This window comes from Clostridium facile, assembly GCF_014297275.1.
Taxonomy (GTDB): domain Bacteria; phylum Bacillota; class Clostridia; order Oscillospirales; family Ruminococcaceae; genus Massilioclostridium; species Massilioclostridium facile.
Genome location: NZ_JACOQK010000001.1, coordinates 1810932 through 1826350, shown reverse-complemented (window position 1 = coordinate 1826350; position 15419 = coordinate 1810932). Strand labels below are relative to the sequence as shown.

9 protein-coding genes and 2 tRNA genes are annotated in these 15419 nt (G+C 38.4%); all 11 read left to right on the top strand.

The genetic code is table 11. From position 1 onward, the window contains the following. Positions 1-12: 12 nt before the first annotated feature. The 11 genes from nusA to H8Z77_RS07530 all read left to right on the top strand — a co-directional run bounded on the left by nusA (position 13) and on the right by H8Z77_RS07530 (position 15162). Complete coding sequence (gene nusA, locus H8Z77_RS07580; protein WP_186996646.1) at positions 13-1182, top strand: transcription termination factor NusA; 1170 nt, start codon at positions 13-15, stop codon at positions 1180-1182. A gap of 25 nt (positions 1183-1207) precedes the next feature. Next, entirely contained in the window at positions 1208-1477 is a 270-nt protein-coding gene (rnpM, locus tag H8Z77_RS07575) for an RNase P modulator RnpM (protein ID WP_186996645.1), read from the top strand. Beyond that, positions 1470-1805, top strand: a complete 336-nt coding sequence (locus tag H8Z77_RS07570; RefSeq protein ID WP_186996644.1) for a L7Ae/L30e/S12e/Gadd45 family ribosomal protein — start codon at positions 1470-1472, stop codon at positions 1803-1805. The genes rnpM and H8Z77_RS07570 overlap by 8 nt, the downstream gene beginning before the upstream one ends. 16 nt (positions 1806-1821) lie before the next feature. Beyond that, positions 1822-4269, top strand: coding sequence for a translation initiation factor IF-2 (gene infB / locus H8Z77_RS07565; protein ID WP_186996643.1), 2448 nt, complete (start codon positions 1822-1824; stop codon positions 4267-4269). A gap of 122 nt (positions 4270-4391) precedes the next feature. Beyond that, positions 4392-4754: a 30S ribosome-binding factor RbfA gene (gene rbfA, locus H8Z77_RS07560; RefSeq protein WP_069987329.1), complete on the top strand. Its 363-nt coding sequence runs from the start codon at positions 4392-4394 to the stop codon at positions 4752-4754. Then, positions 4744-5694 carry a DHH family phosphoesterase gene (locus H8Z77_RS07555; RefSeq protein ID WP_186996642.1) on the top strand — a complete coding sequence of 317 codons (951 nt, stop codon included), beginning with the start codon at positions 4744-4746 and terminating at the stop codon, positions 5692-5694. The genes rbfA and H8Z77_RS07555 overlap by 11 nt, the downstream gene beginning before the upstream one ends. Beyond that, positions 5694-6584 carry a tRNA pseudouridine(55) synthase TruB gene (gene truB, locus H8Z77_RS07550; protein WP_069987327.1) on the top strand — a complete coding sequence of 297 codons (891 nt, stop codon included), beginning with the start codon at positions 5694-5696 and terminating at the stop codon, positions 6582-6584. Before H8Z77_RS07555 ends, truB begins: the two co-directional genes overlap by 1 nt. 17 nt (positions 6585-6601) lie before the next feature. Further along, a complete protein-coding gene (locus H8Z77_RS07545; RefSeq protein ID WP_159427347.1) occupies positions 6602-7513 on the top strand; it encodes a bifunctional riboflavin kinase/FAD synthetase in 912 nt (303 codons plus the stop codon). A gap of 54 nt (positions 7514-7567) precedes the next feature. Continuing rightward, positions 7568-7649: transfer RNA gene (locus H8Z77_RS07540), tRNA-Leu, on the top strand. Between the two features lie 109 nt (positions 7650-7758). Further along, positions 7759-7834: transfer RNA gene (locus tag H8Z77_RS07535), tRNA-Ala, on the top strand. Between the two features lie 1178 nt (positions 7835-9012). Further along, positions 9013-15162: a family 78 glycoside hydrolase catalytic domain gene (locus H8Z77_RS07530; protein ID WP_186996641.1), complete on the top strand. Its 6150-nt coding sequence runs from the start codon at positions 9013-9015 to the stop codon at positions 15160-15162. The last annotated feature ends 257 nt before the right edge of the window (positions 15163-15419 follow it).

Genomic DNA, 15419 nt, shown 5'->3' with positions numbered 1-15419 from the left:
TGAATGAGCAAAATGAATAACGAATTTTTTGACGCCCTAGAATTAATCGCAAGGGAAAAAGGGATTTCTATTGATTACTTAATCGAAAAAATCACGAATGCAATTACTATTGCTGTAAAAAAAGATTTTGGCGGAGTAGAAGCGGTAAATGTGGTTTTAGACCCATTGACCCGTCAATACAAAGTAAGCATCATCAAAGATGTAGTACGTGAAGTGGAAGACCCAGTAAATCAAATTACTTTGGAAGAAGCACAGCGCTATTCCAAACGCGCTATGATTGGCGAACCTGTGGAAATCAAACTGGAAACCAAACAGTTTGGAAGAATTGCGGCGCAAACCGCGAAACATGTTATTCGTCAGGGAATCCGTGAAGCAGAACGGGAACAGATGATGAACCAGATGGGCGGAAAAGTTGGAGAGGTTGTCACTGCTACTGTGAACAAGATTGATCCAGCTAACGGCAATGCCTTTGTTCAGATGGATAAAAATGAAGTGCTGCTGTTTAAAAACGAACAGCTTCCTACTGATGATTTACAGCCTGGGGATAAAATTAAAGTGTACGTTGTGGATGTTACTTCCAGTGAAAAACGTTGCTCCTTAAAAATCTCCAGAACCCATAAAGACTTGGTAAAACGCCTATTTGAAATGGAAGTTCCAGAAATTTTTGATGGTACTGTACAGGTAAAATCCATTTCCCGCGAAGCAGGTTCCAGAACAAAGATTGCGGTTTACTCCAAAGATGAAAATGTTGACCCAATTGGTGCGTGTATTGGTCCAAAAGGAATGCGTGTATCCAATATTATTGAAGAATTGGGCGGAGAAAAAATTGATGTTATTCAGTACAGCGAAGATCCAGCGCAGTTTATTGCCGCTGCTTTGTCACCAGCAGATGTTACCGAAGTGATTTTGAGTGATGATGGCGAAAAAATCGCGTTTGTCAGCGTTCCAGATTCCCAGCTCTCTTTGGCAATTGGTAACAAAGGGCAGAATGCGAAATTGGCAGCCCGTTTAACAGGATATAAAATTGATATTAGTCCAGATAGTGCCTTTACTCCTGTAGCACCTGCAAAACCTCAGAAAGAAGAGGAAGAAACCGTTGACTCAGAAACAGATGAATTGATGGAAGAACAGCAAGAGACAACAGAGGAAATCCAGCAGGGCGTAGAACAGGAATTAGAATAGAAAACCATTTCAAGGAGGTGCGACCATGCAAGCAAAAAAGGTTCCATTGAGGATGTGCACTGGATGTGGAGAGATGAAACCAAAAAAAGAGTTGGTGCGTGTAGTTAAAAATAAAGAAGGGGAAATATCTTTAGATTTAACTGGTAAAGCCCCTGGAAGAGGAGCCTATGTTTGCAATTGCATCGACTGTTTAAAAAAGGCCAGAAAATCCCGTAGGATTGAAAGGAGTTTTCAATGTAAAATTCCGGATGAGGTCTATGATAAAATGGAAAGTGAGATGATTGCGGGTGAGTAATTTGCTGAGTAACCTTGGGCTTTGCAGAAGGGCAGGTAAACTGGAAGCGGGGTTTGACAGTGTAAAACAAGCAGTTGTAAACCGTTTGGCATTGTTGATTTTATATACCGAGGATCTCTCTGATAAAACAAAAAAGGAAATCCTGTTTTTAGCAGGAAAATATCAAATAGAAGCAGTTTTGGTTCCACTCACCATGGACCAGGTTGCTCAAATGTTACGGAAAAAAATAGGCGTATTTGCTATTACAGACCAAGGTTTTGTAACAATGCTGAAAAAGAGCCTGGCAAATTTATCGGATGATCAGCCGCAATCAGAACAATCTAATTAGGAGGTATGACAGTATAATGACGATTAAATATAAAGTAAACGAAGTAGCCAAAGATTTGAACCAGCCAGTAAAAGATGTGCTGGAATTATTGCAGAAGGAATTTGGGGAAACCAAAAAAAATACTTCTGTTTTAACGGAACAAGAATTAAATTATATTTTTGATTACTATACTCAGAAAAATCAGGTGGATAATTTTGATGCTTATTTTCAATCTGCCTCTCAGCCTGAAAAACAAGAAAAACAAGAGCCTAAAAAAGCAGAGAAAAAGCCTGTAAAAAAAGTGGAAAAAGCAGTAAAAACCAAAAAACAAGAGGAAAAACAACCGGTTAAAAAACAACAAAATGCCAATAAAAAAGAAGAGAAACCAGCATCCCAACCAAAACAACAAAAGCAGAAAAAACATACCAAATACACGGAAACATTGAGGCAATCCATTAAAGCGGAAGAGCAAAATGTACGTGATATCCAACCACAACAAGAAAAGGATGATGTTCGCCGCATTGATACTAGAACAGTGCATGTGGATTTGGATAAATACAATGAACGTTACTCCCAGTTAGCACCACAGAATAAATTGACCCGTGATAACTATGTGAAAAAACAGAAACTAAATCAACGTTCTGCCCAAAGAGGAAAGCAACAATATGGGAAACAAAAAGAGACCGAAGCGCAAAAGCTACAACGTCTTGCTTTAGAACGTGCTCGGAAACAGCAATTAAAGGTATTAATCCCAGATGAAATTGTTGTTTCTGAATTAGCTTCCCGTTTAAAGGTAACAGCAAGTGAAGTAATTAAAAAACTCATCCCATTGGGTGTTATGGTCAGCTTAAACGAAACCATTGATTTTGATACCGCTTCCCTGGTGGCAGAAGAACTGGGCGCAAAAGTGGAAAAAGAGGTTATTGTTACCATTGAGGAACGCCTTTTTGAGGAAGAAAAAGACGCCGAGGAAGATTTGGAACCACGTTGCCCAGTTGTAGTGGTAATGGGACATGTTGACCATGGTAAAACATCTTTGTTGGATAATATCCGCAATGCCCATGTCACTTCCGGAGAAGCGGGTGGTATTACCCAACATATTGGTGCGTATAAAGTGCGTCTGGATGATGGGAAAGAAATCACTTTCTTAGATACCCCAGGACATGAAGCGTTTACCGCCATGAGGATGCGTGGTGCCAATATGACCGATATTGCCATTTTAGTTGTTGCAGCTGATGATGGTATCATGCCACAAACTGTAGAAGCAATCAACCACGCAAAAGCAGCTGAAGTATCCATCATTGTGGCAATCAATAAAATTGATAAGCCAGAAGCAAACCCAGAACGTGTCAAACAGGAATTAACAGAATATGGATTGGTTCCAGAAGAATGGGGTGGGGATATTATTTGTGTACCTGTTTCCGCTCACACAGGAGAAGGAATTCCTGAATTATTGGAAATGGTAAACTTGGTTGCAGAAGTCAAAGAATTAAAAGCAAACCCAAATCGCCTTGCAAAAGGTGCTGTTGTGGAAGCCTACTTGGATAAAGGACGTGGACCAGTTGCCACTTTGTTGGTACAGAACGGTACTTTACATGTAGGGGATAGTTTAATTGCGGGAACCACTGTTGGTAGAGTTCGTGCAATGTTGAACGACAAAGGAAAATCCGTAAAAGAAGCAGGGCCTTCCACTCCAGTGGAAATTACCGGTTTGGATGAAGTTCCAGCTGCTGGTGAAACCTTTAATGCGGTAGAAAATGAACGCCTGGCACGTGAACTGAGTGAACAGAGAAAACATGACCAGAAAGAAGAACAGTTCAAATCCTTCCAGAAGGTTACTTTAGATAATCTGTTTAGTCAGATTGCGGAAGGGGAAATGAAAGAGCTGGACATTGTGGTAAAAGCGGATGTACAAGGCTCTGTGGAAGCGGTAAGACAATCCTTGGAAAAACTTTCTAATGATGAAGTGCGTGTAAAAGTAATCCACGGCGCTGTTGGTGCAATTTCTAAATCCGATGTTATGCTTGCAAATGCTTCCAATGCGATTATTATCGGGTTTAATGTTCGTCCAGATCCAATCGCTGCAGCGGATGCGGAAGAACAAAACGTTGAAATGAGAATGTACCGTGTTATTTACGATGCAATCGAAGACGTTGAGCAGGCGATGAAGGGGATGTTGGAACCAAAAACCAGGGAAGTACAACTTGGTCGTGCGGAAGTGCGCCAGGTATACCGTATTAGCAATGTTGGTACTGTTGCTGGCTGTTATGTATTGGAAGGCAAGGTAGCCCGTTCCGCACAAATCCGTTTGGTACGTGACGGCATCGTCATTGCGGAAGACCAGATTTCATCTTTAAAACGGTTTAAAGACGACCAAAAAGAAGTGAACAAAGGGTATGAATGTGGTATCGGTCTGGAGAAATTCAACGATATCAAAGAAGGGGACATTTTTGAATCCTTCATTTTAGAAGAATATAGAGATTAATACAAAAACCGCGTGGAAGCTTCCAAAGGGGGATACGTTCCTTCCTTTGGAAAATAGTACGGTGGAGGGATTCACTGGGATTGTTTGTTTTCCATTGCGGTTTTCATCATAGGAGGAACCAGATGAACAGTTATAAATCTGCACGGGTTTCTGAGGATATCAAACGCCAATTGAGTTTAATCGCAAGGGAATTAAAAGATCCTCGTGTAAAAGATAAAATGCTGAGCTTTGTCCGCGTAGAAGTGACCAATGACCTTTCTTTTGCGAAAATTTACGTTAGCGCAATGGAAGGGATTGAGATTGCAAAAGAGGCTGTAAAAGGACTGACCAGTGCGACTGGTTTTATTAAACGGGAACTTTCTAACAATTTGCATTTGAGGAAAAGCCCAGAGTTAAAGTTTGTGCCGGATGATTCCATCGAATACAGTGCTCACTTAAATCAGATTTTTTTAGAGATGGAGAAAAAGGAACACCATGAAGACTAATCTTTTGGAATTGTGTGAATTGTTGTGTCAGCAGGATAATATTGTGATTTTAACCCATAAAAATCCTGATGGGGATACTTTAGGCTCTGGATTTGGCTTGTATTATACATTAAAGCATCTTGGAAAACATGCTTGTGTATTAAATTCCGATGGGTTTCCAGAACGGTATCAGTTTTTAGTTCCAGACCATATGGAACTGGATTTTGAACCAGAGTTTGTAATAAGTGTGGATATTGCAGATACTACTTTGTTGGGCAATCAATTAGAAAGGTATGCAAATCAAATTGATTTGTGTATTGACCACCATATTTCCAATCAGATTTCTGCAAATTATGCCTATGTGATTCCAGAAGCCTCCTCCGCTGCCGAACTTGTTTACCAGATTGCAGAGAAACTGGTGGATAAAATAGAAGGACCGATAGCTACCGCTCTGTATACAGGGATAGTGACCGATACCGGATGCTTTAAATATTCCAACACTACAGTGGAATGCCATCTCTATGCGGCTGAGTTGATGAAAAACGGGGTGGAGTTTGAAAAGATCAACCGTGCTATGTTTGAAACAAAAAGCCGTGCCCGTTTGGGGTTGGAACGCCTAATCCTGGATGGTATGGAGTTTTATTGTGATGGGAAATGCGCGATGACAGCGGTTTCCCGTAAGGAAATGGAAGAACTAGGAGCGGATAACACCACCTTTGATGGGGTTTCTGCGATTGCTAGGCAGATTGAAGGGGTAGAACTTGGCTTTACCATCCGGGAAGATGGGGCCAACTTTTATAAAATTTCTATCCGTACCTCCGAAAAAGTAGATGCTTCCCAGTTGGGGCGTTTGTTTGGCGGAGGTGGACATAAACGGGCTGCGGGCTGTAATATTTCAGGAACTCTTACTGAAGTTAAAGAAAAACTGATACAAGCAGCGCAAAGGAGTTTGACAAATTAATGGACGGAATTATCTGTATCAATAAACCGGAAGGATTTACTTCTTTTGATGTGGTGGCAAAGTTGAGGGGAATGACCAAAATAAAAAAAATTGGACATTCTGGCACATTGGACCCCATGGCCACAGGGGTATTGCCCGTTTTTATTGGGCGTGCTACCAGAGCAATTGATTTGATGCCAGACCATAGAAAACGGTATACGGCTTCTTTTCAATTGGGTCAAACAACCGATACGTTAGACCGTACAGGGACTATTCTGTCATCCTGTCCATCTCAGATATCCCTGGAAGGATTAAAGGAAACACTATCCCAATTTCAAGGGGTTATATCCCAATTTCCACCCATGTATTCCGCTGTAAAAGTGAATGGACAACGGCTTTATGATTTGGCAAGACAAGGAAAAGAGATAGAGCGGAAACCACGGCAAGTAGAAATTTACGGGTTGAATTTGCTAGAATTTTCCCCAGAAGAACAAATAGGAAAAATAGATGTATTCTGCTCAAAAGGTACTTATATCCGCAGCTTATGCGATGATATTGGGAAAAAGCTGGGGGTTGGCGCTGTGTTGACTGATTTGGTTCGTACACAAGCGGGATGTTTTTGTTTGGAAGATTGTTTTACACTGGAACAAATCCAGAAAATGAAAGACCAGGAAACATTGGAAAAAGCCCTTATATCAGTAGAACGGTTGTTTTCTAAATTTCCAAAAATTCAATTGAACCCGATTCAAACCAGAATGTTTTCCAATGGAGTTAAGTTGGATTTGAAGCGAATTCATTGGCAGCAATCCATAGAAGAACAGGCAGTATATGGCGCACAGGGTGAATTTTTGGGTATTGCTATTCCAAATATGGAAACAAGCGAATTAGTAATACGAAAATTATTGATTTAATGGAAGGGGAGGCTGTTTTGAAATATTTCCAGCATATCAAACCAATTCAACAGCCTACAGCCATTGCGTTGGGGTTGTTTGATGGAGTACACCGTGGGCATCAAGCTGTCATTCGACAAGCGGTTGAGGGGAACCAAGGTTTGATGCCGGTTGTGCTTTCTTTTCATACTAGGCATGCGATACCAGCCAATAAATCCAATTTTTCGATGATTATTACAGACCGGATTAAACAGGATTTACTGGAAAAACTAGGTGTTCGTATTTTAATAGAACCAGATTTTGTTGAAATACGAGATTTGAAAGCAGAACAATTTATCCAATTGTTAGCGGATCAGTTACAGGTAAAAGTAATTGCATGTGGATATAACTACCACTTTGGAAAAGGTGGAAAAGGGGATGTTGATTTACTGCGTAAATTGGCAGAGCCTTATGGAATTCAGGTAAAATCTATGCCTCCGTTACTGGATGATGGAGAACCTATTAGTTCCACAAGGATACGCCAGGCGATTGCGGAAGGTAATATCCAGCAAGCGAACTGTTTGCTGGGTTATGAATATTGCTTTGATTTTCCAGTTGTTACTGGTGCACAGTTGGGTAGGACAATTGGACTGCCAACAATCAACCAAGTATTCCGTTCCGAATTTTTAATCCCTAAGTTTGGTGTGTATGCCTCTTATCTGTATATTGGACATAAAAAATATTATGGAGTTACGAATGTAGGAGTAAAACCCACAGTGCATAACACCTCATTTCCATTGGCAGAGACCCATATTATTGGATTTGAAGGGGATTTGTATGGAAAAAATATCAAAGTGCATCTTTTAGAATACTTACGTCCGGAGCAAAAATTTTCTGGAATTCCAGAGTTAAAAGCGGCAATTCAAGAAAATGTGAATCAAATCCAACAACGTTATGCAAAAAAATCTTGACATTAAAAAAAAAAGTTGCTATACTATATAAGTATCTTTGATACAGAGAGAAAAGCGGGCGTGGTGGAATGGCAGACACGCTGGTCTTAGGAGCCAGTGCTTCGGCGTGTGGGTTCAAGTCCCACCGCCCGCACCAATCTTTAAAATTTCAGTTTTACAATTTTTTGATAGGTTTTATGGAAAATAGGCTTGCTTAATACAATATTGTAAAACCGTAGTTTTCTATTTTGATAAATATGTTGTACGGGGGCGTAGCTCAGCTGGGAGAGCGTACGGTTCGCATCCGTAAGGTCGAGAGTTCGATCCTCTTCGTCTCCACCATGTATGGCGAACAAAATAGATATCGTCTAAAAAAGTCCGAGATTTCGGGCTTTTTTTATTTTTTAAGAAGATTTTTAGGTAACACGCTTCATAGATATTTTTTTCTAAAAAATTTGGGATAGAATAAAAAGGTGATAGTAAGCAGATAAAAAGCGATTTTTATATGAGCGTCTTTAGGCAGTTGAGTGAAGCAAAATAGAAAACCATCTGCTATGTGAGTGGAAGAAAAGAAGTTATATAAAAAATCAGCAAATCAAACACAATAAGAATGTTCAAGCCTATTGTAACAACTTTTAATGGTAAAACAGCAAATAGCTTATTACATACAAAGTGGATGTGTAAATATCATATCGTAATAGTACTAAAATATAAAAGAGAAAAAATAAAAATTAATGAGGTAGAACTAAAAACTGCAGTTATTACACTATCTTTAACGGATTTACATTACATGCTATCATATTTCGAAACGGAAAGAGAATAAGTTTTTCTCCTTTGTAGAAGAAAACATTTTGGCAACAATCATTTTTAAAATATATATCTGGTAATGTTATTCAAGTAAATACGATATTTGCAGCATAAAATATGACAAGTTCAATGTCAAAAATACATGGCACACCAAAATAACCGTTATTATAATTTATTTGCGAATCAAAACTTAACATTGTGTATCAGCAATAGTTTATCAAATTTAAAACCAATATTATTTCAAAATGAAATAAATTTATTTTTATACATACAAAAAGCATTATTGTATTTAAACAAAATTAAAATTTGATATTTGTAAAAAAGAGAGAAAATATTGTTTTTTTATTGCTGTTTTTGTGAATTTGTTTTATACTATTTAAGTAAACGTTTCCATTCTTATGATAAAATTATAAAAACTTACCTTATTGCCCTTTCAAGGGCTTTTTTAATATCTTTTTGTATGAACGAAAAAGCTTATTCGTTAGGGCAATTTAACATTTACTCCATTAAATATTTATAAAACTATTTTTAGAGTGGAATTTTCTTACGGATGGTAATAATTTTTACTATAAATTTACAAAAAAAGGAGGCTAGTATTTCTAAACAAAATTTAAATTGCTCACTCCATTAATTTTTCAGTAAAACTAAAATACTTGAAAAATTGGAATACAAATTAATTTGTATGAACAAGAGATGAGAAGAAAGGAAAGAGTATGAAAATTAAAAAATTTTTATCTGTGGTATTATCGGCTACCATGGCTGCTTCCTGTATAATGAATATGGGGATTTTAAATGTATCAGCAATTGATGGTGATAATACAGCGCCCTTGGCACCGGATAACATGAAAATTGAGTTGTTGGAACAAGCTTATGGAATTGGAACAAAGAATCCATCTTTTTCATGGGCAGTGAATGATACAGACCAAAATGAAGTGCAAACTGCATACCGTATTGTCATTTCCGACACCTTGGAACAAGCAAATTCATCTGATTATTTATGTGATACCGGATGGATTTCTTCCGATCAAAATACTTATGTAAAGGTAGAAGGATTAGAAGAAAAGCTTGCAGATAACGAGCTTTATTATTGGCAGGTACAAACAAAAGATAAAGCTGGAGCGGAAAGTCCGTTATCAGAGCCAATTGCTTTTACTACTGCTGTAGGAGACCAATGGACTAGTATCAATGGTATATGGAAAAAGCCTTATACAGCCCCTGATATTTATACGGAAAAAGGCTGGACAAACTATACGGTGGAACAAGAAGTAACCATCACTTCTGAAATGATGGGCCTTGTTTTTCGTTCTCCGGACCCTAACAACTGTTATGCATGGTGTTTCCATGTGGGGGACAATGCGCTGCGTGTTCGTTATGCAAAAAATAGCAGTAGTAATTTAACCCAAATAGAAGCAGTTGGCTTATCTGATAAAGGGATTACACTGAAAGAAAATCAAGCATTTAAAGTAAAAATTACTGTAAAAGACAATACCGTCACAACCTGGTTAGATATGACCAATACTGGAGATAATTATATCCAAGTAGATGAACGAGACATGTCTCAACAAGGTTATTTAGGAGGTGCGATTGGTTACCGTACAGGAGCTGGTGACGCAGGTCTGATTGATGATGTGAAAGTAACTGCTGAGGACGGAACAATCCTTTATCAAAGTAACTTTGAAGGGGAAAATGCAGTTAGTTATTTTAAGAATTGTACCGTAGAAAATGGAAAATTAGTAGTACCTAGAAATATCAATGTTTGTAGGATGTCTGGACTCTATGGAGAATCGCTTGCTGACGGTTCAGAACGTGGAACATTTTTGTTTTTCCGTAGTCCAAAATTAAATTTGGATAGAGATCAAGTAGAAAAAGTCGTTTTAAATGCTACTGTTCGTGGAACAGAATCCACAAAATCACAATCAGTTGATTTATATGTGAATGGGGAATCTGTAGGTGTAGGGCCAGCCAGGGAATTCAATAATGCCCGTAAAGAAGATGGCTCTAAATATACCCAGGCATTTTATAATACTTATGATATTACTGACAATATTAAAAATGGCGATAATGTAATTAGCGCAGTAGCCTATAACCGTGACACCAATAATCGCGCCTTTTTAGCACAGGCAACTGTATTTTATAAAGATGGAACAAAAGAGGTATTGACAAACTCTGCTACTGATGGCTGGAAAGTCTTAGATGGTACCGCTGCTTTTGGAGATACCGGCAGAGAGATTGGTACTGGTGAATTCAAAATGCCTACCGAAGATATTAATGCAAATTATTATCCATATGGATGGCAAGAGATTAACTATGACGATAGTAATTGGAGTACAACTTTGGATAAAGGTCCCATTACTGATGAAAATAGCCGTATATTAACCCCTTATTCTGCGGAGAATACGTTGCGGTTTGTCACAGATGAGCCTACGAAGAAAATAGAGCGTCGGGAAGATGGTACCTGGTTCATTGACCTTGGCAAGGAAATTATTGGTGGGTTAAAAGTAAATTTAACTAGCCCAAAAGAACAACAAGTAACGGTTTATGCAGGAGAACAGTTGAATGATGATGGAACTGTCCGCCATAAATTAGCAGCTGGCCCCGATTATACAGATCATTGGACTCTGAAAGAAGGGGAGCAGAGCTTTGAAACAATTACTATGAAAAATTTTCGGTATGTAGAAATTGTTGGCTTTGAAGGAACAATTGAGGAAGATGACATTATGGGCTGGGCAATGCATCAGGAATTTGATGAAGAAGATTCTGATTTTGTTTCGAGCAATGACCTGCTCAATCGGGAATATGATATGTCCAAATATACCATGAAGATGACCAATCAGGACCTTTATACTGATTCACAGGCTCGTGAGCGTAAAGCATATGAAGGGGACTTGTTGGTAAACTCCAATACAAGCTATGCGGTACAGGATAACTATTCCTTGGCGCGTTATTCCAATGAGTATTTGTTTTATAACCAAACATGGCCAGAAGATTATAAACTATTTTCTGTAGAAATGGCATGGCAGGATTACCTTTACACAGGTAATGCGGATTCCTTAAAAGAAAACTATGAAACATTAAAAACTAAATTGCTCCGTGGCAGTGGTGGAAAAGACAATTATGTAGAAGAAGTAGGGCTTGTCACTGGTTGCGGTTTGATCGACTGGCCAACTGGAGAACGGGACGGCTATAAAGAATCTACTTACAATACTCCATTTAATGCGGAATATGTAGGTATTTATGAATTGATGGCAAAAATTGCCCATGTTATAGGTAACACAGAGGACGAAAATTTATATCGGCAGCGTTCTGAAACGATTAAAAAATCTATGATTGAAAAGCTTTATGACCGTGAAAACGGCAAGTTCTATGACTCTATGAACTCTGCTGGTGTTGTAAACGAACATAGTGCACTTCATTCTTCCGCCTATGCACTTGCTTATGGTGTATATGATTCTCCAGAAATGGCAAAACGGTTAGCGGAATTTGTGGGGAATAACGGAGAATTTAAAGGTAGTATCTATGCTACTTACTTTATTTTACGTGGATTGTTCCAGAGTGGTAATGGAGAGGAAGCAATTTCACTGCTAACCAACCCAGATACTACAAAGGACGCGAAAACATTTGCCGCTGTTATGGATACCTTAAAAGCGACTATTTCTCCAGAAGCATGGAGTAATAAACATAAGAGTAACCTTACCTTATCCCATCCATGGGGCGCTTCTCCTGGATGTTCTATTGTACAAGGTATGTTTGGTATTTTGCCAACCACTCCAGGGTTTGAAACATTTAACATTACCTTCCAGCCCGGAGGGATTGACTCTGCAAGTGTAAAAACTCCAAGTATCCGTGGAGAAATCCAAGCTTCTTATCAAAATGGCGATACTGACGATATGACGGCTTCGGTAACAATTCCGGTTAACACAACTGCCAAAGTTTCTATGCCAGTTAACAATAAATCTTATGGTAAATTGATTGTAGATGGTAAAACAGTAGATGCTACTCGTGAAGGTAAATTCTTATCAGTACAGCTGGGCTCTGGTACCCATTCTATTGCAATATCTACTGAAGAAGTACCATCCGTTCCAGTCGTTTATGTTTCCGCTTATGTCCCAGGTGGAAACTCGATTGATTTAAATGAGACAGATAAATACGTGACAGCAACTATTTCTGATCAGTTTGGTGATATTATCCCAAGCAGTGATGTACAACTTTCTTTCCAAAGCAGTGATGAATCTGTCGCTACGATTGCACAAGATGGAACTTTAAATTTGTTAAGGCCGGGGAATACCACAATTACGGTAACTGCTACCTATCAAGGACAAACAGGTACAACATCTATTGTCATTACCGTTATTGGAGAGGAACCTGTTCCAGCAGACCAAATCAAAGATATTGTAATTGAGCTGGATATTGACCAATATGGCAAACAGCTTGAGGTAGGTGAGTCTACACAAGCAAATCTGGTTGCAATTTATGGTGATAACAGCAGAAAACAACTGGATAATATTATTTATACTGTAAAAGAGGGAGATGCTATTACAGTAGATCAAAATGGGATTGTTACAGGGGCAAAAGCATTAGAACAATCGGTATTAAATGCGTTAGTAAGTGGAGTATATGGAGAACTTTCCATTAGATTTGATGCAACTCGAATTCAGATTTTAGATCCATATTATAACAATTCATTTGATGATCCAAATGACCAAACTATGCCAGGATTAATTGTATCCAATGGTGGCGTACAGATGGCAAAAAATCAAAAGATTATTTCACCAGTTGGATTTGACTGGGCGGAAAATGATTCCATTGTTTATAAAGGAGAATTCATCATCCAAAGCAAAGCAGCAAGTTTTGCCTTTAATGCAAAAGACGATAAAAATTTTTATTTCTGGCAATTCCGTTCTGATAACAGTACTTTGAAAAAGCATACGAATATCAATGGACAGTTTGATAATTTTGAAACGGTTCCACTGACCAATTTAAAACCAGATGGTGAGTCAAATAGCTTTATGATTATCAGCTCAAACAATGAAATTCGTACTTATTTAAATGGAGAATTGGTTGATGTAACAGAGGCAAATACCAGTTTACCAATGGCTGGTTCCTTTGGATGCCGAAACGGCAGCAGTGAGGCATGGATTTTGAATGATATTTCGGTTGGTAATGATGTTGCTGTTTCAACAGACCGTATGATTCAGGTTATGGAAGAAGTTCAAGTTGATGATACTGATATTGTAGATGTATCGATTGAATTAGCATTAGATGGACAAGATAAACAGCTCGTACCAGGAGAGGCTACAACGGCAAAATTAATAGGTACCCGTAAAAATGGAGAAAAAGTGGAACTCTCAAATGTTACTTATACAGTAAAAGAAGGGGATGCCATTACCGTAGATGAAAATGGTACTGTTACAGGTGTAAAACCATTAGAGCAGGCTGTACTTAATGCAACATCTTCTGATAAATTGGCAGAATTAGCACCTAATTTTGACTTAAGTAACATGACGGTTATACCAGTTTATACCAACACATTTGATGATAAAAACGATCAAACCCTTCCTGGATTAAAAATTTCCAATGGAAGTGCTTATGCAGGAAAGAGCCAAGTTGTAATCTCAAATGTAGGTTCCGATTGGATTTCCAACTCCAACACCGTTTACAGTGGTAAATTTACTATTGAAAACAATGCGGGGAATATTGCATTCTGCGCAGCGGACTCCAAAAATTTCTATTTCTGGCAGTTCCGTTCCGACAAAAACACATTGAAAAAACACACTAGTATTGATGGAAAAGTATCCAATTTCAATACAATACAATTATCTAACCTAAAACCAGCAGGACAACAAAATACATTCCAAATCGCAATTGTTGATGGGAAAATATTAACCTATTTAAATGGCGTTTTAGTAGATATTACTCCAATTAATAATAATCTTCCAACTGGAGGCGGATTTGGTGTACGAAATGGCCAAAGTGAATCCTTCTACTTAGATGAAATTTCTGTAGGTAAAGATTTCGCTTTATCGATTGATCGTACGATTACAGTTGGTGAGTCAGCTGTAGTAGATTCTGACAAAACTATTTTAAATAAAGTAATTACCTATGCAGAAGAACAGAAAGCGAGTGAAGAATTCAATAATGTCATCGCAGATGTACAGGAATCCTTCAACGCAGCATTGGATGCAGCAAAAGAAATTGCGGCAGATCCAGCAGCAACTCAGGATGCAATAGACGCAGCATGGAAAGCATTGATGACAGAAATCCATAAATTAGGCTTTGTCAAAGGTGATATTACTTCCTTAGAAGCTCTGGTATCCTTGGCAGAAGGCTATGACATGAATGACTTTGTAGAAGCAGGTCAGGCAGAATTCTTAGAAGCATTGAAAGCAGCGCAAGATTTATTAGCGGATAAAGACAATGCAATGCAGGCAGAAATCGAAACAGCAGAAAGCAATCTGTTGAACGCGATGCTGAACCTGAGATACAAAGCAGATAAATCCATCCTGGAAAAAGTAATTGCGGAAGCCAACGGCAAAGATACGAACGCATATACAGCGGAAAGCTATGCAGTACTGCAAGCAGCAGTAGCAGAAGCAAACGCAGTGATGGCGAACGAAGATGCAACCCAGGAAGAAGTAGACTCAGCAGTAGAAAGAGTACAAGAAGCAATGAAAGGTCTGGTAGCAGTAGAAAAACCATCTACCGAAACACCAGATGACAACAAAGCAGACGGTACACAAACAGGACAAGAATCTACCACAACAAAAGCAAACGCAGCCAAAACAGGTGACGTTACTCCAATTGCAGGATTAGCAACTATTGCCTTGGCAGGTGTAGCAATATTACTCACCCAAAAGAAAAAATAGTAAATAATCATTTTCTTTTTCTCTTAATATAAAATATCTCCAACTTTTCTGATAGAAAGGTTGGAGATATATTTTTAATGGTGTCTTTTGACGCGGAAAAATCTCCTGATTTTACCAGGAAAAGAATAATATAATAATTCTAAAGCAAGTTTTATATGAGTCGAAAAATGGCAGGATATACGAAAAAATAGTGAATTAAAATAGTATTATTTTTGACCTGTTTAGGGATAACAGTGCGCGTGATGCAATAATATCAT

Coding starts and splice junctions, on each gene's coding strand:
- nusA (WP_186996646.1), top strand. CDS start 13: ATGAATAACGAATTTTTTGACGCCCTAGAATTAATCGCAAGGGAAAAA.
- rnpM (WP_186996645.1), top strand. CDS start 1,208: ATGCAAGCAAAAAAGGTTCCATTGAGGATGTGCACTGGATGTGGAGAG.
- infB (WP_186996643.1), top strand. CDS start 1,822: ATGACGATTAAATATAAAGTAAACGAAGTAGCCAAAGATTTGAACCAG.
- rbfA (WP_069987329.1), top strand. CDS start 4,392: ATGAACAGTTATAAATCTGCACGGGTTTCTGAGGATATCAAACGCCAA.
- H8Z77_RS07555 (WP_186996642.1), top strand. CDS start 4,744: ATGAAGACTAATCTTTTGGAATTGTGTGAATTGTTGTGTCAGCAGGAT.
- truB (WP_069987327.1), top strand. CDS start 5,694: ATGGACGGAATTATCTGTATCAATAAACCGGAAGGATTTACTTCTTTT.
- H8Z77_RS07530 (WP_186996641.1), top strand. CDS start 9,013: ATGAAAATTAAAAAATTTTTATCTGTGGTATTATCGGCTACCATGGCT.